The organism is Aminobacter sp. 01T433 (assembly GCF_056398585.1).
In genome coordinates this window covers 321,904-347,148 of record NZ_JBFTPR010000002.1, presented here as the reverse complement: position 1 = coordinate 347,148, position 25,245 = coordinate 321,904, and the positions used below count along the sequence as shown (strand labels likewise).

Genomic DNA, 25,245 nt, shown 5'->3' with positions numbered 1-25,245 from the left:
CATCCTACTTCTGCCCGTTGCGGGCCTGCGCCCATTGTTCGTAAAGGTGCTGGCTGGAATTGTCCTCCAGCGGCACATGGCTGATCGCCATCGACTGTTCGGCAAAGGGACGCTTCAGATCGGCATAGATGTCGGCCGTGGACAGGTTGAACGGCGCGCCGTCCTCATTGGAATAGGCATAGGAGACCGTGCTGACCCCGGCCAGCCGCATGGCCGCCATGCACATCGGGCAGGGATGGCCGCTGGCATAGACTGCGCTGCCCTTCAGTGCTTGCGCCCCATGGCCGCGCGCGGCAGCGCGAATGGCCAGAAGCTCGGCGTGGTCGGTGACGTCGTCGCTGAGATGCATCTCGTTGACGGCGCTGGCGATCACTTCGCCATTGCCGACCACCACGGCCCCGAAGGGACGGCCGCCCACCCCCACATTTTCGCGCGCAAGTTCGACCGCCTGGTTCAGGAAACGTCGTGCATCACTCATGGGAACCTCCACAGTTTATCGGCCGCCGGCGGCGGCAAGGATTTTTTCGATGTCGCGATAGCCGGCGCTGCGGGCATGTTGAAGCGGCGTCACGCCGTTCCTGTCCGCCAGATTGACGTTGGCGCCAGCCTTGACCAGCAGTTCGACGATCTGCCGGTAGCGGGCGCCGCCATCCCCGAGGATGATTGCTTCCAATAGGGCAGTCCAATGAAGATTGTTGATGTGGTCGACGTCTGTGCCGGCCGCAATCAATATTCGCACCGTTTCGACATGGCCGCGTTCCGAAGCCGGGATCAGTGCCGTGCCGCCATAGCGGTTGGTGCTTTTCAGGTCGGCCCCATGCGCCAGCGTCATATTGAGGATTTCCAGATGGCCGCGCGCCCCGGCATAGAGATAGGGGCTGTCATTGATGTTGTCCTTGGCGTTGACGTCGGCACCGGCCTCGATGAGGACGCGGACCGTATCAACCGCGTTGGCGTGGGTGGCGACGAGAAGTGCTGTCGCTCCGGCGCCATCGCGTGCGTCGATTTCCGCCCCGTCGGTCAGAAGCCGGCTGACGCGTGTGGCGTCATTCTTTTCCGCTGCACTGTGCAATTGCGTTCCGTTCATGGCTTTTCCTGCTGCAACGAAGGGCGCGGCCATCAGCAGCAGGCCGGCGGCGCCTGCAAGGATCGTACGACGAAGCATGTTGGAACTCCCGGTCAATGGCCGCGACGGTTCGGCTTTGTGATGGCCATAGTCTTGTGGCTACCGTGCTTAGATAGGGAGGGAAGTCAGCATTTGAAAATTAGATATCAAGATGATTTATATCACGATCGTGAATGATCTCTGGCCACCAACGGGGTAACATGCTCGATCCACGCCTGCTTCGCGCCTTCATTGCGATCGTCGATGCGAGAAGCTTCACCCTCGCGTCAGAACGGCTTCACATGACGCAATCCACCATCAGCCAGCAACTTGCCCGGCTCGAAGATGCCGTGGGCTCTGCTCTGATCGAACGCTCGGCACGGCCGGTCCGGCCCACCGCCGCCGGCGAGCGGCTTCTGGGCTATGCGCGCAGGCTGCTCGCCCTCCAGCAGGAAGCGGAAGCCGCGCTCGGAGACCCGGCGGGAACCGCCTCCATTCGCATCGGCGTGCCCGAAGACATTTTCAATGTTGCAATGGCCAAGACGTTCAGCGACTTTGCCCGCCGACATCGCGAGATCCGGCTGGATGTCACCGCCGGGCTGAGCCGCGAACTCACAAGGCGCTTCCGCGGCGGCGAATTCGACATCGCCATCGTCAAAGAAAGTGAGCCGGCTCCCGATTGCCGAGTGTCGTATCCGGAGCCCGTAGCATGGTTCGAAGGCACCGACGCGCCGGGTGAATGGCTCGATCCGCTGCCCCTGGTCGCCTTTCAGCCGGGCGGCCTCTACCGGGACACGATGTTCGAACGCATTGAACGCGAACAGCGCCGCTGGTATATCGCCTTCGCGGCTAGCAGCCTTCACAATGTGCTCGTAGCCGTCGAGGCCGGCCTTGGCCTCTCGCTCCTGCCTGTCAGAGCTGCGCAGGGCTATCGCGTCCGGCCCTACGCGCTTTTCGGCATGGAAGCAGCCATGGTCGTGGCTCTATATTCATGGGAAACCGACGGACCAGTATCAGAATTGGTCGGGTCGATGCAGGCGATGCTTGCCACCAGAACCTCACCGCTTGGCGAAAAACCGGATGAGATCTAGCGACAAAACTTGGCGACGAAATTTCAGCCGCACGCAAAAGTGCAAGAATGCATCCATGGCAAGCAACAGCCCGATCCTTGAAAATCCGCTTAAGCTGATCTGCTATTGCTGCGGCCGTTTGCTGGCGATTGTACAACGCCAGTCCCTAGTTGCCGAACTGCAGCAGGAGCGCGCGGTCCTGCACCGACTGGCATCCCATCGGGCCGACCACACGACGCCCACCTGACGGCGCGGTTCTGTCGCAACGGCCGACCGGAGCCCATCGCCATTGACGGCAGCCAGACCTATTACGAGGCTATCATCTCCTGCGATGCCGAAAACCGTCTACGGGATCGGTCGCGACGTTCGTCAAAGCCGACCCGCATCCGAAAGAACAGATACTTCAACAATCGGGTCTGAACAGAATCACAGTCGCATCAATCGCCGCATCCGACCGGTGCTCGGCTTCAAGTCGATGGCGCCGAGATCATTCTCTCCGGCATCGAGATGGTTCACATGATGCGCCAGCGACAGGCGAGGTTTGCCTACAATCCACGTCCGTCAATCGCCGAGCAATTCAATATCCTCACCACCCGAGCCGGGCGCACATAGCTCCTCTCGTGACCACCAGCAGCGTATGCGACAGAACCGTTAGCCGTTCCTGATAGACGAAATCGATCCAACCGGGGCACTGTTGACCAATCAGCGTCGACTGTTGCCACAAGTCGAATTCCTCAAGGCCAATCTCACGGTCGACGATGCAACCGCGAGCCAAACAGATCGTCAATGCGCTGTTCGAAAGCTTCCCTGGCAGAGACGCCCATCGTCACGTGGAGGGATTGCTTCGACCTCGAAGGTCATCCCATGGCGCGGACAATTCCCTGCAGCTCGCTATATCCTCTGTGGACATCTGTCGCCGAACTTCGGCATCGCACTGCTCTGCCTCGTCTTGGCTGTTCTGCTCCGCGGGCTGACTGCCGACCGGCCAGGCCGACGCTGGATGAAGCCAATGGTTTCCGCCACCTAGTAGCGGCTTTGGATCGTTTTCATGCCTTGGCCCGCGATGAGCACATGCAGGCCAGGCCCGGCGATATGCTCAGTCCAGCTCCTGAACGCCGCCGCCACTGACGGTCAGTATCTGGCCGCTAATCCAGGCGGATGCCGGCGAACACAAGAAGAGGGCAGCGTTGGCGATATCCTGCGGCTCGCCGAGACGACCAAGCGGGGTGTGCTTCAGCATCGCCTTTTCGACATCCGGCGTCAGAACGCTGAGCAAGGCGTCGGTTTTGACGGCGCCTGGGGCTATCGCGTTGACCCGGATATTTCGGGGCCCGAGGTCGAAGGCCATGTTGCGCGTGAGGTGGTTCACCGCAGCCTTCGACGAACCGTAGGACGTCATGCGAACGTTCTTGTTTTCGCCGGCCATGGAGCTGATGTTGAGGATTGCACCACCGCCAGCCGCGCCCATGGACGTAGAGCAAATCTGGGTGAGCCGAAAAATAGAAAACACGTTGAGCTTGTAGGCCCAGACGAAATCATCCATCGACATGTCGAATGGCTTGGGCCCGCCGCCGCCAGCATTGTTGACCAGGACGGTTACCTTACCGAACCGCTTGAGGGTTGCATCCACCAGGGAGACAAGGTCGTCTTCCTTGGTCACGTCGCAGGCGAGGCCGATGGCCTGCCCGCCCGATGCGCTGATTTCGTCTGCGACAGCCCGCGCAGCGTCTGATCGGAGATCGCTCGCTGCAACGCTGGCGCCGGCGCGCGCGAAAGCCATGGCGATAGCCCGGCCGATTCCAGCCCCTGCCCCTGTGACGATGGCTACCTGACCAGACAGAGTGAAAGGTGCTTCCATTGTGCTCTCCATTCTTCGAAAAACGAAGCGGCTTACGCCGAGCCTTTAGCGCCGAGCCGCTACCCGACGATGACGGCGATGTAGCCTAGCATGATGCTGACAACGACACGGCCAACGCAACCAGAGACCGTCAGAACGACCAAACCGTAGGCGAAACTCGAAAACGAGAGGCGCGATTAGGCAGGAACGTACGTCAACCTAATCACGCCCTCGCCAACATGATCTGTGGATACAAGGCGGAGTGGTGGTCGCGGGCCGGCGAAGAATGGCTTGCCGCGACCAAGCACAACGGGGTGGAAGTAGAGTCGATACTCGTCAATAAGACCAAGTTCGGTCAGACTTCGCGCCAGGTCTGGTCCGGAGATTGCAATCTCGCCAACGAGCCGAGCCTTCAGCCCCCTTACCATCGCCTCAATGTCATCCTCGACATGTGTGGCGTTGGGGCCGACCGACTTCGACGAGCGTGACACGACCCACTTCGGTTGGCGCCGCCACGCCAATGCGAACTCGCGTTGCTCCTCAGTCCATTCGGGCCGGTCTTCGTCCCAGTAACGCATGATCTCGTACATGCGGCGACCGTACACGCTGCCCGTCAGGTCGTTCACATGCTCTATCCAGTGTCGAAAGAGTTCGGGGCCTGTGTGCATTTCCTGGTAGTCGACATAGCCGTCCAGGGACTGGTTCATTCCAAAGACGAGCTTCGCCATGCCACAAGATCTCCACCGCAAGGTATTCAGAATAGCTTGAGGCGACATTGCGCGGAAGTGCGGTTGGGCATGAACTGCGCGCCGCTTGGTCGGAGCAACGAAAAAAGCCAAAGGACACCGCAAACCACACCACCCTCGTGCGACATCGGAATTTCTACTTCGGGGCCATACGCGCCTGACATCCGCTTAGGGCGCGCATCGGCATGCAAGGCGGAGCGCAAGCTGCCTTCTGACAAGCCGGGTCACGGGCTCCCCGAAAGCGAGGGCCCAGATTATGCACCGAGACCTGGTGGTTTCAGATAGGTCATGATCAGTTCGATGACGTGTTGCCTTCGCTCCGCCAGCAAGTCCGGGGCGGCAAGATCGAGCCCGAAGGTGACCGACAGCGTATAGCGGCTCGAGATGTGAATGAAGCTCAAGGCGACGATCGAAATATAGAGCTGGGTCGGGTCGACATTCGGACGGAAGATGCCAGCGTCTTCCCCTTTTGTCAGAAGCGCCCTGATCGAGTCGATGAGCGGTCGCGACGAACGTGGGATGCTTTCGATCTCCTGGATGAATGCGCCTTTGAGCAGGTTCTCAGCACCAACCATGCTGATGAATTCGGGGTTCGCTGACATGTAATCGTAGGTAAAGGCAGTGAGAGCCCGAATCCCGTCCGCCGGCTCCCGGTCGGCGATGTTGAGCTTGGCCTCGCTTGCACGCAGCTTGGCATACACGTGCTCGATCGCGGTTCGGTACAGCAGCTCTTTGCTCTGGAAGTAGTGGTAGAGCATCCTAATGTTGCACTGGGCGCGTTCGACTATGCGCGCCGTGCTGGCGCCGCTCAGGCCGTATTCGCAGAATTCCTCCAGCCCAGCTTCCAGGATCGATGCGCGCGTTGCCACAGCATTGCGCGACTTTGGACGATTGGCCCCCTCGTCGCCCCTCGTGGTCTCGTTCATTCACAAACTTCCTTGCAACCGGGCATGACGCAATTCCAAGAGCAATTTCTACAGCATCCGCTGAAGAGGACAATTGACTCCCTAATTAGTAAGTAATAGCATACTTACATAATTTGAGGAACCCACCTTCGGCTGGCGACGGTGGTTGAAATGCAGCCAGGCTCATTGTGCCCAAGGAGGGAGCGAGCCGGCAGCAAAACGGGGGAGAGACCATGCTAAAGGCAATCAAGAGGATACTTGCGATCGGCTGTGCCGCGTCGCTCGGTGCGACTGTCGCGGCAGGCCCGGCAAGAGCGCAGGAGCCGGGGCAGATATCAGTCGCCATTACCGAGGCGATCTCGGGCTACAACCCGTACGCGGATTCCATCGTGCTCGTTGGGTCGATCTGGTGCCAGGTCTATGGCTGCATCATGCGCTGGGACTTCGAGGCCGGTAAGTTTGTGCCGTTCCTAGCCGAAAGCGTCACCGTCGAGGACGATCTCCACTGGATCATCACGCTCCGCTCTGACTGGAAACGTCACAATGGCGACCCGGTCGTGTCGGCGGACATTCTTCATTCGATCGAGCGCTCGCGCAACGACCCGCAGAGCATGTCGCAAGCCTCCGTCCAGTATATCGCATCGGCAGAAGCGCTTGACGATCGCCGGATCAGGATCACCACCACCCAGCCGATGGCGACGCTTCCGAGCTATCTCGCGACACTCAAGATCACCTCAAAGAAGATCTTCGAGGAGCACGGCGCCCAGGATGCCGACCGCAAGTATCCGATTGGCGCAGGTCCCTACCGCCTGACGGACATCGGTGTCGGCAGCCATATCGTCATCGAGCGGGTCGACGACCATCCGCTGATCAGCCCAACCAACCCCAAGCGCATTATCTACCGCATGATGGCGGAGCCCGAGCAGCGCGTCACAGCCCTTGCCAATGGCGAGATCCAGATCGCCCAGGGAATTCCGCCCCAGCTCGTCAGCCGAGTCGAAGAGATGTCGAACGCGGGTGCGGAGTTCGTCGACTCCGCCGAGATGATGTTCCTCGCGATGAGCCCGAAGACAGCTCCTTGGGACAATCCGAAGGTCCGCAAGGCGGTTTGCCATGCCATCAACCGCGAGGGTATCGCCCGTGCGATCCTGGGCAACCGCGCGACCTTGTTGAACGGTCCGGTCGGCAAAGGTCAGCTGGGCTACGACCCGAATTATGTCAGCCCGCTGGACTACAATCCGGAAAAGGCAAAGCAGCTGCTTGTTGAAGCAGGTGCGGTTGGCGTCGAGGTCGATCTGTTCACCCCGGTCGGCCGCTACATCGCCGACCGTCAGATCACCGAAGCAATCATTCCGATGCTGGAAGAGGTCGGTTTCAAGCCGCGCCTGCAATCTCCGGAATGGGCCACCTTGTGGACGAATGTGCAGCGCGGCGACACGCCCTTCTACTATATGGGTCGTGGACAGATGCTCGATCCGTCGCCGGCACTCGCCCAGTATTTCGAAACCGACGCCTCGCCACGCTTGAAATATTCCAACCCAGAGGTTGACGCGCTTCTCCAGGCCGAGCGCCGCGAGTTCGATCCCGAAAAGCGGGTCGCCATGCTCACCAAGGCAATGGCAGCCATCACCGAAGATGCACCGGCCTGCTTCCTTTGGCTCCACCAACTGGCCTGGGGCGTCGCCAAGGGCGTGGAGTTCAAGCCGAGCAAGGCCGATCGGGTCAACGGCTGGGAAATCCATCTCCGCTAGGCACTGATCGTCAGTCACAGCGGGGCGGGCAGTTTGACCCACCCCGTTATCCCCTTCCTCGCGAGCCGCAGGTCGTTCCATGTTAGGCTACACGCTGAAGCGCGTGGCAGGCACCATTCCGGTCCTGCTCATGGTTTCGCTTCTCATCTTCTCGCTGATCCATGTCGCCCCGGGCGACCCTGTTGATATGCTCGTCGACGATGAGGCGACCGAACAGGTCCGCGAGGCCATCCGCGCCGCGTGGGGGCTCGATCAGCCGGTCTACATCCAATACCTGACGTTTCTCAAGAACGCGGTTTTGGGCGACTTTGGAGAATCGTTCCGCTACCGCGAGCCGGTCATGGACCTGGTTCTCGAGCGCCTGCCGGCAAGCCTTGAGCTTGCGGTCTACTCGACCCTGCTTGCTGTCATAGTTGGCCTGCCGCTTGGCGTTTGGGCGGCGAGCCGCCCTAACTCGTTCATCGACACTGTCGGGTCGGTCGGCGGCTTTTTTGGCATCTCGCTACCGAATTTCTGGCTCGGCATCCTGCTCATTTTGCTGTTTGCCGGCATCTTCAACCTACTCCCGTCCGGTGGCCGGGCAACATGGGGCATGGGCGTCGATCGGGTCACCGGCTTCCTCACCATAGATGCGATGATCGCCGGGCGCTGGGATGCTCTGTGGGACGCCATCCGCCATCTGACGCTGCCGATCATCGTGCTCGGCACTAACATGACCGGCATCATCATGCAGATCACCCGCGCCTCGGTCATGGAAAACCTGCAGGAAGACTACGTCATGACTGCGCGTGCCAAGGGCATGTCCGGCCGCGTCGTGTTGTGGCGCCATGCCTTCCGCAACGCGCTCATTTCGGTCATCACCATCATCGGCCTGGAGTTCGGCACGCTGATAAGTGGCGCCATCATCGTCGAGACGGTCTTTTCCTGGCCGGGCATCGGCTACCTACTTCTGCAGGGCATTTCCTTCCGCGACTTTCCGCTGATCACCGGGCTGGTGCTCGTCTACACCTCGCTGTTCGTGCTCATCAATCTTCTCATCGACATGATCTACACGGTCGTCGATCCCCGTATCCGGCTGAGGTGACAAGCATGGCCCTCTCACCGAATGCTCGTCAGTTGTCGAAGGCCATGAAGACTCCGAAAGCGGTCTTTGCCTTGACGGTGATCGTTCTCCTGCTGCTGGCAAGCGTTTTTGCGCCGCTGCTTGCACCGTTCGATCCCAATCGTCAGGACCTGATGCTTGCGATGACGCCGCCGCAATTGACTGGCCCCCATTTCTTGGGCACCGACCATGTCGGCCGCGATCTGCTCAGCCGCATCGTTTATGGCTCCCGCGTTTCGCTGATGATCGCGATTGCCGTCGTCGCCTTCTCCGGCGTAGTTGGCGTGACGCTCGGGGTCGTCTCCGGCTATTATGGCGGCCGCGTCGACTCCGCCATCCAGAAATTCCTGGAAGTGGTCTGGGCGTTTCCCCCGCTTTTGCTGGCAATTTCGATTGTCGCCTTCCTCGGCCAAAGCCTCGGCATCCTGATCATCGCGCTCGCATCGCAGCGCTGGATTCCCTATTGCCGCTTGGCCCGGGCGGAGGCTCTGACACTTCGAGAACGCGAGTTCGTCGTCGCCGCGCGTTCACTGGGCGCAAGCGACGCCAGGATCCTGCGCACGCATATCCTGCCCAACCTCATCCAATCGGCCCTGATCGTCGGCACCTTCGCCATGGCAACCGCGATCATCGCCGAGTCGAGCCTTAGCTTCCTCGGGCTTGGCGTGCCGCCTTCGACCCCGACATGGGGCGGCATGCTGGCCGACGCCCGCGCCTACATCAGCACATCTTGGTGGATGGCGCTGTTTCCCGGCCTCTGCATCTTCTGCACGGTGCTTGCCATCAATCTGCTCGGCGATGTCTTGCGCACCCATCTAGATCCTCGTCTGCGCACCAAGTGACGGGCCCTCAATCAACAAAAGAAGGATAGACCGCTGTGATCGAACGTTTCGAAACCGCGAAGACCGACGGCGCCATCAAGAGCATGTGCGTCACCCATAATAACATGATCTTCCTCTCTGGTGTCCACGCCACCGACACCAGTGGCGACATCAAGGAACAGACCCGCGAGGTGCTGGGCACCATCGACCGTCTGCTGGCCGCCGCCGGCTCCGACCACAAGTCGATTTTCGTGGTCCATGTCTGGCTGAAGGACATGCGCTACTTCGGCGCAATGAATTCCGTGTGGAACGAGTGGGCCGATCCGGCCAACCCGCCGGCACGCACCTGCGTCAGCGGCGAGCTCTATCGTTCCGATTGCCTGGTCGAGGCCGTCGTCATCGCCTACCGGGCTTGAACGACGCGCACAGATAGGGAGACAGATATGGAACTGAGAGAAATCGGCCGCGTGCATGGGCCGGGGCGCCCCACGATCTGCCTCGGCAAGGCGTCCAAAACGCTGGCGTCGGTCTGCCTGACCGCGCCGGACAAGAGCGGCGACATCAAGGAACAGTCGCTGCAGATCCTCAACATCATCGACCAGCACTTCAAGGACGTCGGATCATCGCGCAAGCAGATCCTAATGGTTCAGGTGTGGCTGTTCGACATCGCCGAATACGACGACTTTTGCGAGGTCTGGAACAACTGGATCGATCCGGAAGGTGTTCCGGCACTGTCGGTTGTCACCGGTCATGCGGCACGGCGCGATTGTGCCGTCGAGATCCGCGCCTACGCGGCCTGCTGACAACGGCTTGATCCCTGCGGCTCCTGGAGATGAACGTGACTGAAGAACTGCTCAAGATTTCCGATCTCGCCGTACATTTCGACGGAGCCGCGGAACAGGATCTCGCCGTCAAGGGAATAGACCTCGCCATTGGACGTGGCGAGGTGGTGGCGCTTGTCGGTGAATCGGGATCGGGCAAGTCCGTCACCGCCAAATCGGTGATGCGCCTCGTCCACTTCATGGGCGGCCGTATCGTCCGCGGCAGCGCGATCCTGCGCGACAAGGCCGGTGTCACCGTCGACTTGTTTAGCCTCGACGAAACCCAAGCGCAGAAAATCCGGGGCGACAGGCTGGCCATGATCTTCCAGGAGCCGATGACCTCGCTCAATCCCGTGCTGACCATTGGCGCGCAGCTTTCCGAAGTTGTCATCCGGCATCGCAAGGTCGGCCGGTCAGAGGCCGATCGTATTTCGCTGGAGGCTCTGCAGCAGGTGCGGATACCTGAGCCCGAGCGGAGGCTGAAGCAATATCCGCACGAGCTTTCCGGCGGCATGCGTCAGCGCGTCATGATTGCCATGGCGATACTTTGCAAACCCGACCTCTTGATCGCAGACGAGCCGACGACGGCCCTCGATGTCACGGTTCAGGCGGAGATCCTCGCGCTCTTGAAGGTCATCCAGCGGGAAACCGGCATGGCGATCCTGCTCATCACCCACGACATGGGCATCGTCGCCGAAGTCGCCGACAAGGTTGTCGTTATGCTCCGCGGCGAAGTGGTCGAACAGGGCGATGTCCATTCGATCTTCAACGATCCGCAACATGAATATACTCGCCGGCTGCTCGATGCCGCCCCCAAGCTGGGCGACATGCGCTACGACACGGTGGAAGGCGTGTCCGCAACAGGTACTGTTGAGGCGGAGGACAAATCCGATGTCGTCCTCAGCGTCCGCAACCTGGTGACGCGTTTTGCCGTACGCCAAGGTATTTTTCAGCGCACCGTGGCCAACGTCCATGCAGTCGAGGACGTCTCATTCGACCTGCGGGCCAAGGAAACCTTGTCTCTGGTCGGTGAAAGCGGCTGCGGAAAGTCGACCACAGGCAAGACCATCATGCGCCTGATCAATGCCAACTCGGGGGACATCCTGCTTCAGGGGCGCAAGCTGAATGACATTGGCTCTTCCGACATGCGCGAGACGCGCAAGAGCATCCAGATGGTGTTCCAGGACCCTTATGCGTCGCTCAATCCACGCATGAACGTCGAACAGATCGTCGCCGAGCCGCTTCTGATCCACAATATGGGCTCACCAGCTGCCATCCGCGACCGGGTGATGAGCCTGCTCAACAGGGTTGGCCTCACCCAGGAACAGGCCGCCCGCTACCCGCATCAGTTTTCCGGTGGCCAGCGCCAGCGCATCTGCATCGCGCGGGCCCTGGCACTGAACCCCAAGGTGATCATCGCCGACGAGCCGGTTTCAGCCCTCGACGTTTCGATCCAGGCGCAGATCCTCGACCTTCTTGCCGAGATCCAGGAGGAGTTCGCAATTTCCATCCTCTTCATCTCCCACGACATGGCCGTGGTGGAAAGGGTGAGCGACCGTATAGCGGTGATGTATCTGGGCGAGATAATCGAGATCGGACCGCGCGATGCCGTTCTGCAATCGCCCGCGCATCCTTATACCCGCCGCCTACTTGATGCCGTGCCGATCGTCCACCCCGACCGGCGCCGTGAGCGTACGCTGGCAGCACGCGAACTCAAAAGCCCGATCCGGCCCGTCGACTATCGCCACGAAGCCATTCCAATGAAGACAATTGGTCACGACCACTTCGCCCGGCTGGAGTAGTCTGGCACGCTGAATAATGCATGGCTGCGAACGCTCTATTCGTTTGGCGCCTATCGCTTTCGTGCAAGTCAGCCATCCCGCAAGATTACTCAACGACCTGCTCGATTCCAGTAAGCCGCGGGGCCAAACGCCACGGGTGGGAGTCCCCGTGGCGCTCTTCTTGCGGGAGGCCTAGGACCGAGCCAACTAGCGCGACTTCAGCACGTCAGTCACACGGTCTCCTTCGCCGTTCAACATGATCGTTACCTTCTCCCCTGCCTCGAGTGGGGGCAAGGCAACGTCGCGCGGCACCGTGTAGCTTCTGCCGTTTTCGAGAGTGATGACACGTACGTCGTGGTTGTATTTGGCAATAACGCCGTCCCGAGAGGATGCGAGTGCCGCGCCTGCAACAAGAATGAGAGGTGCGACAACGAGGAGGATCTTCTTCATTTTAGGTGTGCCTTCTATTTTTGAGCAATGGAGGGGCGCTCCTGGCATCGCTGATGCCGGGATTGTCCACGCCAGTGTTTTTCGTAGGGATCTGACTTCGGTCTGATGACCGATGATGCGGGCCTGCAGACTGGCCGCAAGCCGTATTCGATTATCAGCCGAGCATGCCGTTTCCTTCCTGGTTGGCGGCTTTTCGAGCCGTTGTTGCAAGCTGCCCTTTCCAGTTACTGGAAAGTCAAGCGTGCTGATGCAAAGCTGTTGCTGATGGCTTTCCTGGCAGAACTCTCTCGGCAAATCAGCAATATTCACCCTCAATACGTGGGCTTCTGGCCATCGCCCGTGAGGATACGAGAGCTGTTGATTCGTTGCTGATCAGAGGTTTTCTGCGGCGGCCCATGCAGCTTGGCGGGAGCAACAGAAGACCGTCGATCTTCCAGTCACTGGAAACACAATTATCGCTGAAGATCATCAGGCGGTGTCGTCGGAGACGTCGCGCTAGTTCACTGAATGCGTGCCAGACCTGCAATCGGCTGTCTGCGTGCCGGCCTGAGCGCCGATCGCCAATTCTTCTCTTCATCCGCGCCTTTCGCCGCCAAAGCCGAAATGCTTGGGGCCTGCACCTAGGCGGTTGATCTGTCCCCAAACTTGCTATAATCACGATGATGGTTTGATCAAATGAGCGCGCACATTCAAGGTGGCCGATGACAAGAAAAGCGATCTACTCCGGTTCTCCCTTCGAAGAACTCGCGGGCTATTCCCGCGCTCTGGTCGACGGTGAATGGATCTTCGTTTCGGGCACGGCCGGCCATGATCCGGCCATCGGAGGCTTTGCGCCCGGAGCGGAAGCCCAGGCCCGGCGCGCGCTCGAGATCATAGCTGCGGCATTGGCCGAAGCCGGGTCCGGTTTGCGCGATATCGTTTCGGTGCGCGTCTATCTCGCAAGCCGCGACGACGTCATGGCCGTCTCGCGCGTGCTCGGCGAAACCTTCGCCGATCCGCGCCCGACCAATACGACCATCATCTGCGGTTTCCCCGTTGAAGAGATCAAGGTCGAGATCGAAGTGATCGCACGCCGCCAAGTCAGTGCTGCGGCAAATGTCAGTCAGGTGGAACAATGAAGCGGGTTGCGCGGCGTATCTCGGAGACGCCACAAAAATCATTCGGCATGTATCAGAAGGCGGCGGCACTCGCCGGTAGCGGACGCGACCTCATCCATCTGGAACTTGGGCGGCCCTCCGCCGACACGCCCGACCATATCAAGCAGGCGACGATCGCGGCACTTCTGGCGGGCGACGTCCACTACAGCGATCTCAAGGGAACCGCGAGCTTCCGCGCGGCACTGGCTGAAAAGCTGCGTACCCAGAACAGCATGGATGTAACGGCTGCGGACATCCTGGTCACCAACGGCCTGACGCATGCCTCTTTCGCGGCATTTCTTGCCCTGCTCGATCCAGGCGACGAGGCGATCCTGCTCGACCCCTTCTACCCCCAGCATATCGGCAAGATCGAACTGGCCGGCGCCAAGCCGGTGTTCGTACAGCTTGATGCCGCCGATGATTACACGCTCAAGCCCGAGCGCATCGAGGCCAGCATCACCGAGCGCACCCGGATGATCGTGCTGGTCAACCCGGTCAATCCGACCGGGCGTGTCTATTCACGCGCCGAACTCGAAGGTCTTGCCGAACTGGCGATCAGGCGCGACCTGCTCGTCATCTCCGACGAGGTCTATGAAGACATGGTCTATGACGGCCATGCGCACACAAGCATTGCCGCGCTGCCCGGCATGGCCGAGCGCACCATCACCGCTTTTGCATTCACCAAATCCTTTGCCATGGATGGATGGCGTCTTGGCTACATGGTGGCACCTGCCTGGGCCATGCCCGGACTGCTCAAGATCACCGCCAACGACGCCACCCACGTCAACACATTTATCCAGGCAGGTGGGCGCGCCGCGATCACCGGCCCTTCAGACGTGCTTGCTGAACTGGTCGACCAAGACCGCCAGAAACGCGATCTTGTCGTGCGCCGCCTCAACCAGATGCCGGGCGTGAAATGCCCGTCACCGCAGGGCGCGATCTACGCATTTCCCGATATCTCAGCCTTCGGCATTCCCTCGCAGGCGCTTGCCGAAAGGATCCTTGACGAGGCAGATGTGGTCGTCGAGGCTGGCAGCTTCTACGGTCAATCAGGCGAAGGCCATCTTCGTGTCTGCTTCGGTTCCGAGAGCCTGGAACGACTGGACGAAGGCATGGACCGGCTGTCCAGGTTCTTCAACAATCTGTGGGATGGGCGCGACGCCGCGGCAACCACCGAGCCCTTGCGGGGCGGTGCATGACGCAAGGCGGCGATGTCATCCTGCAGACCCGAGGCCTTGGCAGGAGCTTTGGTGCTCTCAAGGCCGTCGACAATGTCGACATATCAGTCAGGGCAGGCCAGATCACTGGCCTGATCGGTCCCAACGGAGCGGGCAAGAGCACGCTGTTTGGCCTCATTGCCGGCGAAGTCCAGCCAAGCGCTGGCGAAGTGATCTTCGCCGGTCAGCGTATATCTGGTCTCAGGCCAGACAAGATATTCCGCAGTGGCCTCGCGCGAACCTTTCAGATCCCTCGGCCCTTTCCACAGATGTCGGTGCTCGAAAACGTCATGCTGTCGGCGACCGACCAGTTGGGCGAGAAATTCTGGAACAATTGGTTCCGTGGTGGACTGGTCGGCGCTGAAGAGCGCCGCGCCCGCGAGCGGGCAATGGAGGTGCTTGCCTTCACCGGCCTCGCCGACAAGGCGCACGACCTCGCCGGCGTGCTCTCTGGTGGCCAGCAGAAGCTACTCGAGCTTGCTCGTGTCATGATGGTCGATCCGCCGCTGATCCTGCTCGACGAGCCGACAGCGGGCGTCAATCCTACCCTTATCGAAACCCTCATCGACAAGATCGTTGCACTCAACGAGCGCGGTGTCGCTTTCCTCATTGTCGAGCACAACATGGACATGGTGATGCGCATCTGCCGCCATATCGTGGTGATGGCTCAGGGCAAGGTGATCTTCGAAGGCGATCCCGCCGGCGTGATGAAAGAGCAGCGCGTCGTCGATGCCTATCTCGGCGACGTGACAGCGGGAGAACTGGCATGAACGCGCCCGTCTGCGAGGCCCGCAATCTACGCGCCAGCTACATCCCAGGCATGCCGATCGTCTTCGACATTTCGGTCACCATCGATGCCGGTGAACTTGTCACGCTCATTGGCCCCAACGGTGCTGGCAAGTCGACTTTTCTCAAAGCGCTTGCCGGCCTGCTGCTGGTCGAGGGCGGCGAGGTCAAGCTCGGCGGCAAGCGTATCTCCGGTCTGCCAACGCATGAGATCATCTCCGCCGGCGTCGGTTTTGTGCCACAGACCAGCAACGTGTTCTCCTCCCTGTCGATTGAGGACAATCTGATCAGCGGCGGCCACACCTTGCCACGTTCCTTGCTGAAGGAGCGCGTGCAGCGCGCCTTTGAACATTTCCCTGCACTTGCCGAGCGCCGCCGCGCTGCAGCCAACGTGCTTTCGGGCGGCCAGCGCCAGATGCTTGCAGTAGCGCGCGCGCTGATGACCGACCCACGCGTCATCATGCTCGACGAGCCGACAGCTGGTCTCGCCCCCAAGATCGTACATGAGGTGCTCGAGGATCTGCGCCGTCTCGCCAAGAGCGGTGTTGCGGTGCTGATGGTCGAGCAGAACGCAAAGGCAGCACTTCGGGTTTCCGACCGCGCCTATGTCCTGGTCGAGGGCCGCAACCATATGACGGGAACGGCGTCCGACCTGCTCGACAACGACGCAATTGCCGAGGCATTCCTGGGCTTCCGGAGGAAATCATGATCGGACAAGCCATCGCCGACGGTCTGTTGACCGGCGGCATCCTCGCGCTCGGGGCGATCGGCTATTCGCTGTGCTCGCATATGCTGAAATTCGCCAACTTCGCCCATGCCGAAATGCTGACCTGGGGAGCCTATCTTGCATTTGCGGTTGTGGCATTCCTGCCAGCAAGCCAAGCTATCGGCCCCTTCTCTTTCGGGTGGCCGCTGATCGTTGCCATCGTTGTTTCCTGCATCGGCACTGGCCTGATTGCCGTTGCCGCTGACGCCTTGGTTTTCTCCAAGCTCAGGAAGCGCCGCGCCGGCAGCCTGACGCTGGTTTTCGCCAGCTTCGGCATCGCGCTGATCTTGCGCAATCTCGTGCTGTTTATCTGGGGCGCCGACGCCCATTACTTCAGCCAGGAACTGCAGATCTCGCTAGAGGTCCTGCCCAATGTCCGCCTTATGCCCGACCAGGTACTTGTTTTGGTGCTTACGGTAGTGCTGGTGGTGGCGCTTAACCTGTTCCTGAAGTTCAGCCGTGTCGGTGTCGCCATGCGCTCGATGGCCGAGAATCCGGCGCTGTCGCAGGTCTGCGGCATCGACATCGCCAAGGTGGTGCGCTGGACTTGGATGCTGAGCGGTGCACTTGCGGCCATCGCCGGTGTCTTTGCCGGACTCACTGTGCAGATTCGCCCCGAGATGGGCTTCAACATGCTGCTGGCGCTGTTCACGGCGGCTATCCTCGGGGGCACCGGGAGCCTGTTTGGCGCGGTCGCTGGCGGCTTGATCGTTGGCCTCGCAGAAAGCCTGTCGGCGCTGGTCATCCCTACCGGCTACAAGGCGGCGGTGCCCTTCGGCCTGCTGCTCATCATCCTCTACCTCAGGCCGCAGGGCCTCTTCTCCAGGTCGGCACGCGTGTGAGGCTCAGATGATCGGATTTGCTTCGTATCTTGTATTCTTCTTCACTGTCGCACTCATCTTGGGCATCGCGACGCTGGGGCTCAACCTGCAATGGGGCGGCACAGGCCTGTTTAATGCCGGTATCGTTGGTTTTTACGCCATCGGCGCCTACACCTTCGCAATCTTGACCGCGCCGGCGCGGCCTGAGCTTCTCGGCAATTTCGAGCTGCCCTGGATTGTCGGGCTTGTCGGCGCTATGGCCGCAGCTGCCGTAGCCGCCCTCATCACCGGAATGGCGACGGTTCGGCTAAGGGGCGACTATCTCGCCGTCGCGACCTTCGGAATCGCTGTCACCATCCAGCTTGTCGCCACCAACTTCGAAGCCCTGACGGGCGGTACGATGGGTATCGCTTCAATTCCCAACCCGTTTCGCGGATTGTTTGCGACCCCGCTCGCCAACAATCTCGGCTATCTCGCCGTCGTTGTGATGGTTCTAGCCGTCGCCTACCTAGCACTTGAGCGTATCGCGCGGTCGCCGTGGGGACGCGTCCTCAAAGCGATCCGCGAAGACGAGGTCGCCGCTGAAACACTGGGCAAGAATACCCGCAGCTTTCGCCTCCAGGCCTTTGTCATCGGCTCTACGCTGATGGGGCTTGCCGGCGCGCTCTACGCCAGCTTCATCGGTTTCGTCAGTCCCTTCGACTTCCTCCCCATCCTGACCTTCCAAATCTGGACGATGCTGATCATCGGCGGCAGCGGCAACAATCGCGGTGCCATTTTGGGTGCGATCGTGGTCTGGGGTATCTGGAGTGCAATCGGCGCGGCTTCGTCGAAAATACTGCCCGAGCAGTATCAGATCTATGGCGGCGCGGCTCAGGCCATGATCATTGGCCTGGCGTTGGTTCTGGTGCTTTTGCTTCGTCCTCGCGGCTTGATCGGTGAACAGCCGGTCACCTCAAGGCACGCCGGCTGAGATGCCCATCGGGTCGGCGCACGCGCCGGCCCTTTCAGGTCTTGTCGACCATTTCCTTGCACAGGCGGCGCAGCAGCGCTTGGGTCGTTTCGATGTCACCCTTGATCGCCTTGGCAGCAGTGCGACCATCGCCAGCGTCAATCGCGTCGATCAGGTCGCGGTGATGCGAGCTCGGCTTGTACTTCCCAGACACCAGCACCGGCTCGATGTGACCCGACAGCATGCGCATATAGGGGCCGAACCGTAGCCAAAGGCTCTGGATGAACTGAGTGATGACAGGCGAACCGCAGCAGTCGTAGATGGCGAAATGCAGCTCCTGGTTCCGCGCCAGCATCTCTTCGAGATTTCTGTCATTGGCCGCAGCTTCATGCTCTTCAACGAGGGTGCGGAAGGTGCGCCTGTCGGCTGGCGTGCAGCGCTCGGTCGCAAGTTTGGTGGCAAGTGTCTCAAGCGCTATGCGCGTCAGGCACAAATCGTCCAGCGCAGCCAGGCTGACCGTCGGCACCTGGGCCGAGCCAGTCGTCAGCACCACCAGCGCGTTCTCGGCGATGAGGCGACGCAGGGCTTCGCGAACCGGCATGTGGCTCGTCTTGAACGTGTCCGAAAGCATGGCAATCGTCAGCGTCTGGCCCGGGTCGAAATGGCCGGACATCAGCGCCTTGCGCAGCTGACGGTAGACGCCGTCCTGAATTGTCGAACGCGACGATACGGGTTCCAGGAATTCGACGTTCATTCGTCTTCCTCTTTGATCAAACGATGAATGAGCACATAACATAGAAAAAGCGCCGCGCCGTATCAATTCGGCCGCGACGTTTGCGCGCTTTTCTGCGTTGCTACCAATCGACCTGCTGGCCTATGCCTTGTGCAAGCGCGTTTCTTACGGCGCGGTGCGCGGCCGCGGCATCTTCGACGGCAATGCCGAGCGACTTGAAGACGGTCAGTTCGCCAGGGGATGTCCTGCCAGGGTGCAAGCGGGCCAACACCTCGCCGAGTTCGGCACGGACATGGTCGGCACCGATGACGCCTCTTTCGAGGGGCTGCAGAAGCTCGCCACATTCCGTCGCCGCCTGGCTGCGCGAATCGACGAAGAAGGTAGAAACAACGACGATGTCGTCGCCGAGTTCGCGCGCTGTACGATTGCTCGAGCCGACAGCGTTGACGTGGCAGCCTGGTTTGAGCCAGCCAAGCTCGATAATAGGTTCCTTCGAGCCGGTCAGCGTGCAGACCACGTCGGCTTCAGCCACTGCGTCCCTTGGGCTTGCGGCCATCTCGGCCCCGTTTGCCTTGGCAAGCGCCGCGAGCTTGTCTGGTGATCGGCCCCACAGGATGAAGCGCGCGTCGGGAATAACATGGCGCAGCGCCTCGATATGCGTCGCAGCCTGCGTTCCGGTGCCAAGGATGGCGACTGTCTTCGCATTTTCCCTGGCCAGTGCGGCTGTCGCCACAGCCGAGGTCGCCGCGGTGCGACGCGCGGTGATTTCTGTGGCATCGAGGACAGCACGGAGCTGGCCGGTTTCGCCGTCATTGAGCAGCACCGCGCCCTGATGGTTGTCGAGGCCGCGGCTGTGGTTGTCATGCGCCACGAGCACGTCTTTGAGGCACCACATTTTCTCCCCGCCGGCGCGCGAAAACACCGGCATCAGCCCCATCAGCACTTCGCCAGTTCCTGGGTTGAGCTGGTGGCGCGGAAACAGCTGGTACTTGCCCTGGGCAAAATCCAAAAGCGCATCGCGCATTGCGTCGATGCAGTCGACCATGGGCAAAGCTAGTGCGACTGCCTGCTGGTTCAGGATGAGCATGAGTCCCGGCTCCCTTGTCGGCGACAGGTGTGGAATTGTCGCGGTCGATCACAATCCCTGTCGACGGTCCTGCCATCTGGCTTGCGCGATGGCAACAGAAGGGGCTGCGGCGGCAAAGCTGCGGAAGGGCAGCGCGCGCGGCGAGGCCTGTGGGATCGGCAATTCGTCGAGCTGCGTGCCCGACGCGGCGTTGGCCAATGCCTTGCCGAGCATCGCCGTCAACGCGATGCCTCGTCCGTTGCAGCCGATGCCGCCGATGAAGCGCGGACCGAATTCATAGACATGAGGCAGGAAATCGGTCGTCATGGCAGCCGTGCCGCGCCAGACGCTTTCAACTGCGGGAAGTCGCGGTAGACCGAGCTCAGCCTGCAAACGCCTTGCGATCATCGCAGACATGCGAGGTTCGGCACCCACTGGCAGCACCGACATGCCGCCACTGATCAGGCGGTTGTCGCGGTCGAGCCTGAAGGTGAAGAGATTGGCGCGTGTGTCGGCGACCGGGTTTCGGCTGGGCGAAATGCGCCGCACGGTGACCTCGTCGAGCGGGGCGGTGGCGATCTGGTAGACGCGCAACGGCACGACGATGCGGCCTAAGCGGCGCGCTGCGCCTTGCTCCGAAGCATTGGTGCACAGCAGGACGGTGTCGGCATCGATCGTGCGACCGTCGCTGGTCAGCCGCCACCCTTTGCCAGACCGTTCAACGGCCTGGACAGGCGCGCGCTCGTGGACAGAGGCGCCGGCCTTGATGGCAACGCTCGCCAGTCCATAGGCGTAGTTGAGCGGATGGAGCGTGCCGCCGCTCTCGTCGATGAGGGCGCCAGCGTTATGCTTGAGGCTTGCGCGGCGGCGCGCTTCGACAGCATCGAGCATGCGCACCGGGCGGCCGAGGGACTGCCAGGCCCAGGCTCTGTTTTCGAGCACATCAAGCATCTTTTCCGAATGCGCGACATGCATCCAGCCGACCTGCTCGGCATCGCAGCTTATGCCGTTTTCGCGGATCGTAGCGTAGACGCAGTCAGCGCCTTCGCCGATCATCTCAAGCAGCCTGTGGCCGCGCTCTTCGCCAAGCTTGGCAACAACCGCCGTCGGATCAGCCTTGGCGAAATTCGGCACCACGAAGCCGGCATTGAGGCCGCTCGCACCGCTGCCGATCGTTTCGGCCTCAAGCACGGCGACGCGGGCGCCACGCCAGGCAAGATGTAGCGCAGCGGTAAGTCCGGTGAAACCGGCGCCTATGATGGCGATATCGACTTTGCTTGTGTCGGCTAGTGGCTGAGTGACCGGTGCCGGATTGGCGGTTTTCCACCACACAGTGCACATGTGCTGGTGGGGCGCGGTTTGTGCGGTGCTCATAATGTTTCGAATTCCGGCAGGCAAAAGGCAGTGACAGGAGGAAGTGGACCGCTAAAGGCTGCGATCTCGATCAAACAGGTCTGGGCGCTGCAGCCTTGCGATAGGCCTGATGCCGGCACGTCGAGCGTCAGGACGTTCGGATTGCCGTGCTTTTCGAGCCCGGTGGTGGGGTCGGGATCGAACCAGGCGCCGGTGTTGAGCCGGGCAACGCCGGGCATGATGTCGTCTGTGACTGTCACGGCCGCGAGGCAGCGGCCGCGATCGTTGAACAGCTCGACGATCTGTCCTTCGGACAGGCCACGTTGCGCGGCATCGGTGGTGTTCATGTAGACCAGCTCGCGGCCGCGGGACTTACCGCCGACGCTATGCGGGCTGGCGTCGAGTTGGCTATGCAACCTGCGGGCTGGCTGATCGGTCAAAAGGTGCAGCGGATATGTAGCCGCGAGCTCGGCGCCTAGCCATTCGGCTGGCGCCAACCATGTGGCATGGCCAGGGCAATCCTCCAGTTCGAAGCCGGCAATGCGCTGCGAGAAGATCTCGATCCTGCCCGACGGCGTGCCGAGCGGCTTCTTCTCCGGATCAGCGACAAAATCGGCTAGCATGGTAACGGGGTGGTCGAGCGGGGTGAGGTCGATCAGTCCTTCACGCCAGAACGTCTCGAAATCGGGCAGTTCGAGCCCGCGCTCGCGATTGACGACACGGCTTTCTTCATAGAGCCGGGATAGCCAGCCGGCGGCGTCCAGCCCTTCCGAAAATGTCTCGACGCAGCCGAGCCTCTCGGCCAGGTCAGCGAAGATCGCATAGTCGTCGCGAGCTTCACCAGCGGCGGGCACCGCTTGTTTCATTGCCACGAAAAACGCCTCACGCGTCGCCGAGCCGATGTCGTCGCGCTCCAGTGAAATCGTGGCCGGTAAAACGATGTCGGCGCGCTTGGCGGTTGGCGTCCAGTATTGCTCGTTGACAATGACGGTGGCGGGCTTCTGCCAGGCTGCGAGCAGGCGGTTGAGGTCCTGGTGATGGTGGAACGGATTGCCGCCGGCCCAGTATACCAGGTGGATGTCGGGATAGTTCTGCGTCTTGCCGTTGTAAGTGAAGGGCGCACCGGGATTGAGCAACATGTCGGAAATGCGGGCGACAGGTATGAAATCGGGCACGCCGGGCTTGAGCTGCGAAAGCGTGGGGCCCTTGACCCTGACATGCTTGCTGCCGACAAGATTGGCAGCACCGTAGCCCACGCCGAAGCCACCGCCGGGCTTGCCAATCTGGCCGAGCATCGCCGCCAGCGTCACCACCATCCAGAACGGCTGTTCGCCATGTGTGGCACGCTGCATCGACCAAGACACGTTGAGCATGGTGCGCGACCTTGCCATACGCCGAGCCAGATCGACGATGGCTGGGGCCGGAACGCCGCTAATTGATTCCGCCCATTCGGGTGTCTTGGGGACGCCATCGGCCGCGCCGATGAGGTAGGGGGCAAAGCTTTCAAAGCCTACGCAGCAGCGCTCAAGGAAAGCCGCATCGTGCAGAGCCTCAGTGAAAAGCACCCAGGCGAGCGCCAGCATCACCGATGTATCGGTGTTGGGCCGGCAAGCGATCCAAGTTGCTGTATCGGCGACAGCGCCGAAGTTGTCGCGTACGGGGCCAATATTGACGAATTGGGTGCCTGCGGTGCGCATGCCGGCGAGGCCCGTCGGCACGCCATGTAGTCCGACACCGCCGGCATTCATCTGAGCATTTTTCACCGGCACGCCGCCGAAGGTGACGAACAGCTCGCAATGCTTTGCGAGCATGTCCCACGAATTGTGGCTCGCCATCAGCTCGTCCATGCTCGCCACAATGTGCGGCAAAACGACGTTGGCGGCACCCAAACTGTAGGAATCAACATGCCTTACATAGCCGCCGGCTGCATTCAGGAAGCGATGGACCTGGCTTTGCGCGTGATGGAAGCGGCCGGCGCTCGACCAGCCATATGAACCGCCGAATATCGACGAATTGCCGTATGTGGTGCGGACCCTATCGATCTCGGCCGCGACCATGTCGAGGGCGTGGTCCCATTCGACTTCGACAAAGGGGTCGAGACCGCGCCGTTCGGGGGCGGAACCCGGGCCATGCTCAAGCCAGCTCTTGCGTATGGCAGGGCGCCGGACCCGGAGCCGTTCGAGCGCCGGGTCGAGCTGGTGGAAGCCGATCGAGCTCGGGTCCCGATCGCGTTTGAACGGATTGAGGGCGGGCATGCCGTTTCCGCGGGGTTCGACCTCATAGGTGCCCCAATGGGAAAGCGTGTAGTTCGTCATGCCCTGTGGTCCGTGCCCGCCCGTGGATTTAGCCTTCGATTTCGGCGAAGAGCTTCTTCATATCCTCATTCGAATAGGTCTTGTCGATGATCAGTTCGTCACCCTGGATATGCCAGGAAAGGGCCGGGCCGCTGATGTCGCCATAAGCATCGAATTCGATCTCGCCGAGCGAGCCGACGAACTTTATTGGCTTGCCGGCCTTGATCAGCTCCAGCGCCTTCTTGAACTCAGCCGGACCTGTGCCGATGACTTCGCCATCAGCGGCTTGTGTCTTGCGCATCGCATCGCGGATCGAAGCACCTGACAAATCTGGTGCGATGTTCATGGCGAGGCCGAGGATCATGACGGCGTCGTACTCGCTGTAGATGCCGGGGCCATCGGAACTGACCCCATAAGCGGCGTTGAACGCCTGCTTGAAGGCTTCGATCTCCGGGCCGGCTACCGACGCATTGTCGGTGCCAAAAGCCTTGGTCAGGTACTTGGAACCCACCGCCTTGACGAAGTCGGGGCTGCGCAGCGCGTTATTGAGGATCAACGATTGGGTGCCGCCGAGCGAGATCCATTCGCGAGTGATCGTCGCACCATCCTGCGGGAAGGCGACAAGGAACATCGCATCCGGCTTTTCTGCGAGCGCGGCGGACACTTCGGCGCGATAAGAGGCCTGGTTCTCGTTGAAGGCGACCGCTTTCACCACTTCGCCGCCAAGCTTCTCCGTTGCCGTCGAGAAATCCTTCAGCAGGCTCGTGCCGTAGTCGTTGTTGACGTAGATGATTGCGATGCGCTTGAAGCCGCGCTCGGCGGCGATCTTGGCCGGCGGATAAGCGAGGTTCTTGACGGTCGGCTGGGTGCGGAAGAAGAAGCCGCCTGTTTTGCCTTCCTGCGCGAGCGTTGTGAGGATCGGGGCGGACGCACAGCAGGCGATCTGCGGTATCTGCGAGGGAGCCGAAACCGAGGTCAGGATCGGGATGGTGACGCCGCTGCCAATGCTGGCCGTCAAGGCTTTGACCCCTTCGACATCGACAAGAAACTTGGCCGCGTCGACGCCGACATTGGGCTGGCCCTGGTCGTCGCGCAGTACAAACTCGACTTGGCAACCCTTGATGCCGCCGCCTTCGTTGATGTTGGCGATGGCGAGCTGCGCACTGTTGGCGATGTTCTTACCCACGGCACCCATCGAGCCGGTCAGCGACAGCACGCCGCCGATCTTGACCGGGCAGGCGGCTTCGTCAGCCATTGCCGATGACGTGGAAAACGCGGTGGCCGCGAGCAGGCTGGCCAGCATCAGGCCCTTGGTCTTGTTCATCAAAGTTCTGTTCCCCTCGTTTGGATGATGGCGGCCGCGCGCTCATCTCAGGCTTTGCTGCCTGTTGGTGAAGGCGTCGCGGCAAGGCTCCTCTGTTCCATCATTTGATCATAAGCGCACAAAAGATTGTGGTTGTAAAGCGAGGTTGCAGGACGCGAAGTCGACGTGGATGGCAATCTCGGATCGGAAAAATAGTGCTTATTTTCAATCCGTTACCTTCGTACGCGATATCTTGCATGACAAGATGGTCCCGTAAGATGCGGTTCCTGATGGGCCGATGATTTTCATCGACTTTGCGGTGGAATGAGGTATTTCTGAACGGCGGCTGCCAAAAAAGAAGTAGCAATGCAGCGGGTCAGCCGGAGCGACGAACGCACTTGGCGTGCTCCGGGATAACCTCGGTGGGGC

Annotated in this window: 26 protein-coding genes and 1 pseudogene; 16 read left to right on the top strand and 11 right to left on the bottom strand. The window is 60.9% G+C overall.

Translation table 11 applies throughout. The annotated features are described in order from the left end of the window. Positions 1-4: 4 nt before the first annotated feature. Both AC1DLV_RS04400 and AC1DLV_RS04395 read right to left on the bottom strand, forming a co-directional pair. Positions 5-478 carry a nucleoside deaminase gene (locus tag AC1DLV_RS04400; protein ID WP_476798352.1) on the bottom strand — a complete coding sequence of 158 codons (474 nt, stop codon included), beginning with the start codon at positions 476-478 and terminating at the stop codon, positions 5-7. A 15-nt stretch (positions 479-493) separates the two neighbouring features. Further along, complete coding sequence (locus tag AC1DLV_RS04395; RefSeq protein WP_476798351.1) at positions 494-1,165, bottom strand: ankyrin repeat domain-containing protein; 672 nt, start codon at positions 1,163-1,165, stop codon at positions 494-496. Positions 1,166-1,326: 161 nt separating this feature from the next. On the opposite strand from AC1DLV_RS04395, the gene AC1DLV_RS04390 reads away from it, so the two are divergent. The 3 genes and pseudogenes from AC1DLV_RS04390 to AC1DLV_RS04380 all read left to right on the top strand — a co-directional run. Further along, the gene (locus AC1DLV_RS04390; protein ID WP_476798350.1) at positions 1,327-2,196 is read left to right on the top strand and encodes a LysR family transcriptional regulator; all 870 of its coding nucleotides are present in this window, start codon (positions 1,327-1,329) and stop codon (positions 2,194-2,196) included. Positions 2,197-2,251: 55 nt separating this feature from the next. Beyond that, positions 2,252-2,422, top strand: coding sequence for a hypothetical protein (locus tag AC1DLV_RS04385; RefSeq protein WP_476798528.1), 171 nt, complete (start codon positions 2,252-2,254; stop codon positions 2,420-2,422). Between the two features lie 14 nt (positions 2,423-2,436). Continuing rightward, a pseudogene (locus tag AC1DLV_RS04380) lies at positions 2,437-2,787 on the top strand (DDE-type integrase/transposase/recombinase); the annotation flags it as partial. A 484-nt stretch (positions 2,788-3,271) separates the two neighbouring features. Here the strand turns inward: AC1DLV_RS04380 and hdhA are convergent. The 3 genes from hdhA to AC1DLV_RS04365 form a co-directional block, all read right to left on the bottom strand. Further along, positions 3,272-4,033: a 7-alpha-hydroxysteroid dehydrogenase gene (gene hdhA, locus AC1DLV_RS04375; RefSeq protein WP_476798349.1), complete on the bottom strand. Its 762-nt coding sequence runs from the start codon at positions 4,031-4,033 to the stop codon at positions 3,272-3,274. Positions 4,034-4,209: 176 nt separating this feature from the next. After that, positions 4,210-4,740, bottom strand: a complete 531-nt coding sequence (locus AC1DLV_RS04370) for a dihydrofolate reductase family protein (protein ID WP_476798348.1) — start codon at positions 4,738-4,740, stop codon at positions 4,210-4,212. Positions 4,741-5,012: 272 nt separating this feature from the next. Next, positions 5,013-5,684 carry a TetR/AcrR family transcriptional regulator gene (locus AC1DLV_RS04365; RefSeq protein WP_476798347.1) on the bottom strand — a complete coding sequence of 224 codons (672 nt, stop codon included), beginning with the start codon at positions 5,682-5,684 and terminating at the stop codon, positions 5,013-5,015. Between the two features lie 212 nt (positions 5,685-5,896). On the opposite strand from AC1DLV_RS04365, the gene AC1DLV_RS04360 reads away from it, so the two are divergent. The 6 genes from AC1DLV_RS04360 (at position 5,897) to AC1DLV_RS04335 (ending at position 11,960) form a co-directional block, all read left to right on the top strand. Further along, complete coding sequence (locus AC1DLV_RS04360; protein WP_476798346.1) at positions 5,897-7,414, top strand: ABC transporter substrate-binding protein; 1,518 nt, start codon at positions 5,897-5,899, stop codon at positions 7,412-7,414. A 79-nt stretch (positions 7,415-7,493) separates the two neighbouring features. Beyond that, positions 7,494-8,498: an ABC transporter permease gene (locus tag AC1DLV_RS04355; protein WP_476798345.1), complete on the top strand. Its 1,005-nt coding sequence runs from the start codon at positions 7,494-7,496 to the stop codon at positions 8,496-8,498. A 44-nt stretch (positions 8,499-8,542) separates the two neighbouring features. Next, positions 8,543-9,358 (top strand): ABC transporter permease, encoded by an 816-nt coding sequence (locus AC1DLV_RS04350; protein ID WP_476836123.1) that lies wholly within the window; start codon positions 8,543-8,545, stop codon positions 9,356-9,358. A gap of 35 nt (positions 9,359-9,393) precedes the next feature. Then, complete coding sequence (locus AC1DLV_RS04345) at positions 9,394-9,753, top strand: RidA family protein (protein ID WP_476798343.1); 360 nt, start codon at positions 9,394-9,396, stop codon at positions 9,751-9,753. A gap of 27 nt (positions 9,754-9,780) precedes the next feature. After that, positions 9,781-10,140, top strand: a complete 360-nt coding sequence (locus AC1DLV_RS04340; protein WP_476798342.1) for a Rid family hydrolase — start codon at positions 9,781-9,783, stop codon at positions 10,138-10,140. Positions 10,141-10,169: 29 nt separating this feature from the next. Then, on the top strand, positions 10,170-11,960 hold the full coding sequence (locus AC1DLV_RS04335; protein WP_476798341.1) for an ABC transporter ATP-binding protein: 1,791 nt from the start codon (positions 10,170-10,172) through the stop codon (positions 11,958-11,960). A gap of 186 nt (positions 11,961-12,146) precedes the next feature. Here the strand turns inward: AC1DLV_RS04335 and AC1DLV_RS04330 are convergent, their stop codons facing one another. Further along, a complete protein-coding gene (locus AC1DLV_RS04330) occupies positions 12,147-12,389 on the bottom strand; it encodes a DUF1344 domain-containing protein (RefSeq protein ID WP_476798340.1) in 243 nt (80 codons plus the stop codon). 105 nt (positions 12,390-12,494) lie between these two features. Here AC1DLV_RS04330 and AC1DLV_RS04325 point away from each other — a divergent pair, with 105 nt between their 5' ends. The 7 genes from AC1DLV_RS04325 (at position 12,495) to AC1DLV_RS04295 (ending at position 18,088) form a co-directional block, all read left to right on the top strand. Beyond that, entirely contained in the window at positions 12,495-12,761 is a 267-nt protein-coding gene (locus tag AC1DLV_RS04325; RefSeq protein ID WP_476798339.1) for a hypothetical protein, read from the top strand. A 329-nt stretch (positions 12,762-13,090) separates the two neighbouring features. After that, complete coding sequence (locus tag AC1DLV_RS04320; protein ID WP_476798338.1) at positions 13,091-13,507, top strand: Rid family hydrolase; 417 nt, start codon at positions 13,091-13,093, stop codon at positions 13,505-13,507. Further along, complete coding sequence (locus tag AC1DLV_RS04315) at positions 13,504-14,724, top strand: pyridoxal phosphate-dependent aminotransferase (protein ID WP_476798337.1); 1,221 nt, start codon at positions 13,504-13,506, stop codon at positions 14,722-14,724. The genes AC1DLV_RS04320 and AC1DLV_RS04315 overlap by 4 nt, the downstream gene beginning before the upstream one ends. Then, the gene (locus AC1DLV_RS04310; RefSeq protein ID WP_476798336.1) at positions 14,721-15,512 is read left to right on the top strand and encodes an ABC transporter ATP-binding protein; all 792 of its coding nucleotides are present in this window, start codon (positions 14,721-14,723) and stop codon (positions 15,510-15,512) included. The genes AC1DLV_RS04315 and AC1DLV_RS04310 overlap by 4 nt, the downstream gene beginning before the upstream one ends. After that, positions 15,509-16,237: an ABC transporter ATP-binding protein gene (locus AC1DLV_RS04305; protein ID WP_476798335.1), complete on the top strand. Its 729-nt coding sequence runs from the start codon at positions 15,509-15,511 to the stop codon at positions 16,235-16,237. The genes AC1DLV_RS04310 and AC1DLV_RS04305 overlap by 4 nt, the downstream gene beginning before the upstream one ends. Continuing rightward, on the top strand, positions 16,234-17,136 hold the full coding sequence (locus AC1DLV_RS04300) for a branched-chain amino acid ABC transporter permease (protein ID WP_476798334.1): 903 nt from the start codon (positions 16,234-16,236) through the stop codon (positions 17,134-17,136). The genes AC1DLV_RS04305 and AC1DLV_RS04300 overlap by 4 nt, the downstream gene beginning before the upstream one ends. Before the next feature lie 7 nt (positions 17,137-17,143). Beyond that, entirely contained in the window at positions 17,144-18,088 is a 945-nt protein-coding gene (locus tag AC1DLV_RS04295; RefSeq protein WP_476798333.1) for a branched-chain amino acid ABC transporter permease, read from the top strand. A gap of 34 nt (positions 18,089-18,122) precedes the next feature. Here AC1DLV_RS04295 and AC1DLV_RS04290 read toward each other — a convergent pair whose 3' ends face one another. From AC1DLV_RS04290 to AC1DLV_RS04270, 5 genes are all read right to left on the bottom strand, one after another. Further along, positions 18,123-18,821 carry a GntR family transcriptional regulator gene (locus AC1DLV_RS04290; RefSeq protein ID WP_476798332.1) on the bottom strand — a complete coding sequence of 233 codons (699 nt, stop codon included), beginning with the start codon at positions 18,819-18,821 and terminating at the stop codon, positions 18,123-18,125. 100 nt (positions 18,822-18,921) lie between these two features. Beyond that, positions 18,922-19,887, bottom strand: a complete 966-nt coding sequence (locus AC1DLV_RS04285; RefSeq protein ID WP_476798331.1) for an ornithine cyclodeaminase family protein — start codon at positions 19,885-19,887, stop codon at positions 18,922-18,924. A gap of 48 nt (positions 19,888-19,935) precedes the next feature. Further along, positions 19,936-21,240, bottom strand: coding sequence for an NAD(P)/FAD-dependent oxidoreductase (locus tag AC1DLV_RS04280; protein ID WP_476798330.1), 1,305 nt, complete (start codon positions 21,238-21,240; stop codon positions 19,936-19,938). After that, entirely contained in the window at positions 21,237-23,534 is a 2,298-nt protein-coding gene (locus AC1DLV_RS04275; RefSeq protein WP_476798329.1) for a molybdopterin guanine dinucleotide-containing S/N-oxide reductase, read from the bottom strand. Before AC1DLV_RS04275 ends, AC1DLV_RS04280 begins: the two co-directional genes overlap by 4 nt. A 28-nt stretch (positions 23,535-23,562) precedes the next feature. After that, the gene (locus tag AC1DLV_RS04270) at positions 23,563-24,837 is read right to left on the bottom strand and encodes an ABC transporter substrate-binding protein (protein ID WP_476798328.1); all 1,275 of its coding nucleotides are present in this window, start codon (positions 24,835-24,837) and stop codon (positions 23,563-23,565) included. Positions 24,838-25,245 lie beyond the last annotated feature (408 nt).

Bases quoted from the DNA above. Each gene is read 5' to 3' on its own strand.
- AC1DLV_RS04400 (WP_476798352.1), bottom strand. From the start codon at position 478: ATGAGTGATGCACGACGTTTCCTGAACCAGGCGGTCGAACTTGCGCGC.
- AC1DLV_RS04395 (WP_476798351.1), bottom strand. From the start codon at position 1,165: ATGCTTCGTCGTACGATCCTTGCAGGCGCCGCCGGCCTGCTGCTGATG.
- AC1DLV_RS04390 (WP_476798350.1), top strand. From the start codon at position 1,327: ATGCTCGATCCACGCCTGCTTCGCGCCTTCATTGCGATCGTCGATGCG.
- AC1DLV_RS04385 (WP_476798528.1), top strand. From the start codon at position 2,252: ATGGCAAGCAACAGCCCGATCCTTGAAAATCCGCTTAAGCTGATCTGC.
- hdhA (WP_476798349.1), bottom strand. From the start codon at position 4,033: ATGGAAGCACCTTTCACTCTGTCTGGTCAGGTAGCCATCGTCACAGGG.
- AC1DLV_RS04370 (WP_476798348.1), bottom strand. From the start codon at position 4,740: ATGGCGAAGCTCGTCTTTGGAATGAACCAGTCCCTGGACGGCTATGTC.
- AC1DLV_RS04365 (WP_476798347.1), bottom strand. From the start codon at position 5,684: ATGAACGAGACCACGAGGGGCGACGAGGGGGCCAATCGTCCAAAGTCG.
- AC1DLV_RS04360 (WP_476798346.1), top strand. From the start codon at position 5,897: ATGCTAAAGGCAATCAAGAGGATACTTGCGATCGGCTGTGCCGCGTCG.
- AC1DLV_RS04355 (WP_476798345.1), top strand. From the start codon at position 7,494: ATGTTAGGCTACACGCTGAAGCGCGTGGCAGGCACCATTCCGGTCCTG.
- AC1DLV_RS04350 (WP_476836123.1), top strand. From the start codon at position 8,543: ATGAAGACTCCGAAAGCGGTCTTTGCCTTGACGGTGATCGTTCTCCTG.
- AC1DLV_RS04340 (WP_476798342.1), top strand. From the start codon at position 9,781: ATGGAACTGAGAGAAATCGGCCGCGTGCATGGGCCGGGGCGCCCCACG.
- AC1DLV_RS04335 (WP_476798341.1), top strand. From the start codon at position 10,170: ATGAACGTGACTGAAGAACTGCTCAAGATTTCCGATCTCGCCGTACAT.
- AC1DLV_RS04330 (WP_476798340.1), bottom strand. From the start codon at position 12,389: ATGAAGAAGATCCTCCTCGTTGTCGCACCTCTCATTCTTGTTGCAGGC.
- AC1DLV_RS04325 (WP_476798339.1), top strand. From the start codon at position 12,495: ATGACCGATGATGCGGGCCTGCAGACTGGCCGCAAGCCGTATTCGATT.
- AC1DLV_RS04320 (WP_476798338.1), top strand. From the start codon at position 13,091: ATGACAAGAAAAGCGATCTACTCCGGTTCTCCCTTCGAAGAACTCGCG.
- AC1DLV_RS04315 (WP_476798337.1), top strand. From the start codon at position 13,504: ATGAAGCGGGTTGCGCGGCGTATCTCGGAGACGCCACAAAAATCATTC.
- AC1DLV_RS04310 (WP_476798336.1), top strand. From the start codon at position 14,721: ATGACGCAAGGCGGCGATGTCATCCTGCAGACCCGAGGCCTTGGCAGG.
- AC1DLV_RS04305 (WP_476798335.1), top strand. From the start codon at position 15,509: ATGAACGCGCCCGTCTGCGAGGCCCGCAATCTACGCGCCAGCTACATC.
- AC1DLV_RS04300 (WP_476798334.1), top strand. From the start codon at position 16,234: ATGATCGGACAAGCCATCGCCGACGGTCTGTTGACCGGCGGCATCCTC.
- AC1DLV_RS04295 (WP_476798333.1), top strand. From the start codon at position 17,144: ATGATCGGATTTGCTTCGTATCTTGTATTCTTCTTCACTGTCGCACTC.
- AC1DLV_RS04290 (WP_476798332.1), bottom strand. From the start codon at position 18,821: ATGAACGTCGAATTCCTGGAACCCGTATCGTCGCGTTCGACAATTCAG.
- AC1DLV_RS04285 (WP_476798331.1), bottom strand. From the start codon at position 19,887: ATGCTCATCCTGAACCAGCAGGCAGTCGCACTAGCTTTGCCCATGGTC.
- AC1DLV_RS04280 (WP_476798330.1), bottom strand. From the start codon at position 21,240: ATGAGCACCGCACAAACCGCGCCCCACCAGCACATGTGCACTGTGTGG.
- AC1DLV_RS04275 (WP_476798329.1), bottom strand. From the start codon at position 23,534: ATGACGAACTACACGCTTTCCCATTGGGGCACCTATGAGGTCGAACCC.
- AC1DLV_RS04270 (WP_476798328.1), bottom strand. From the start codon at position 24,837: ATGAACAAGACCAAGGGCCTGATGCTGGCCAGCCTGCTCGCGGCCACC.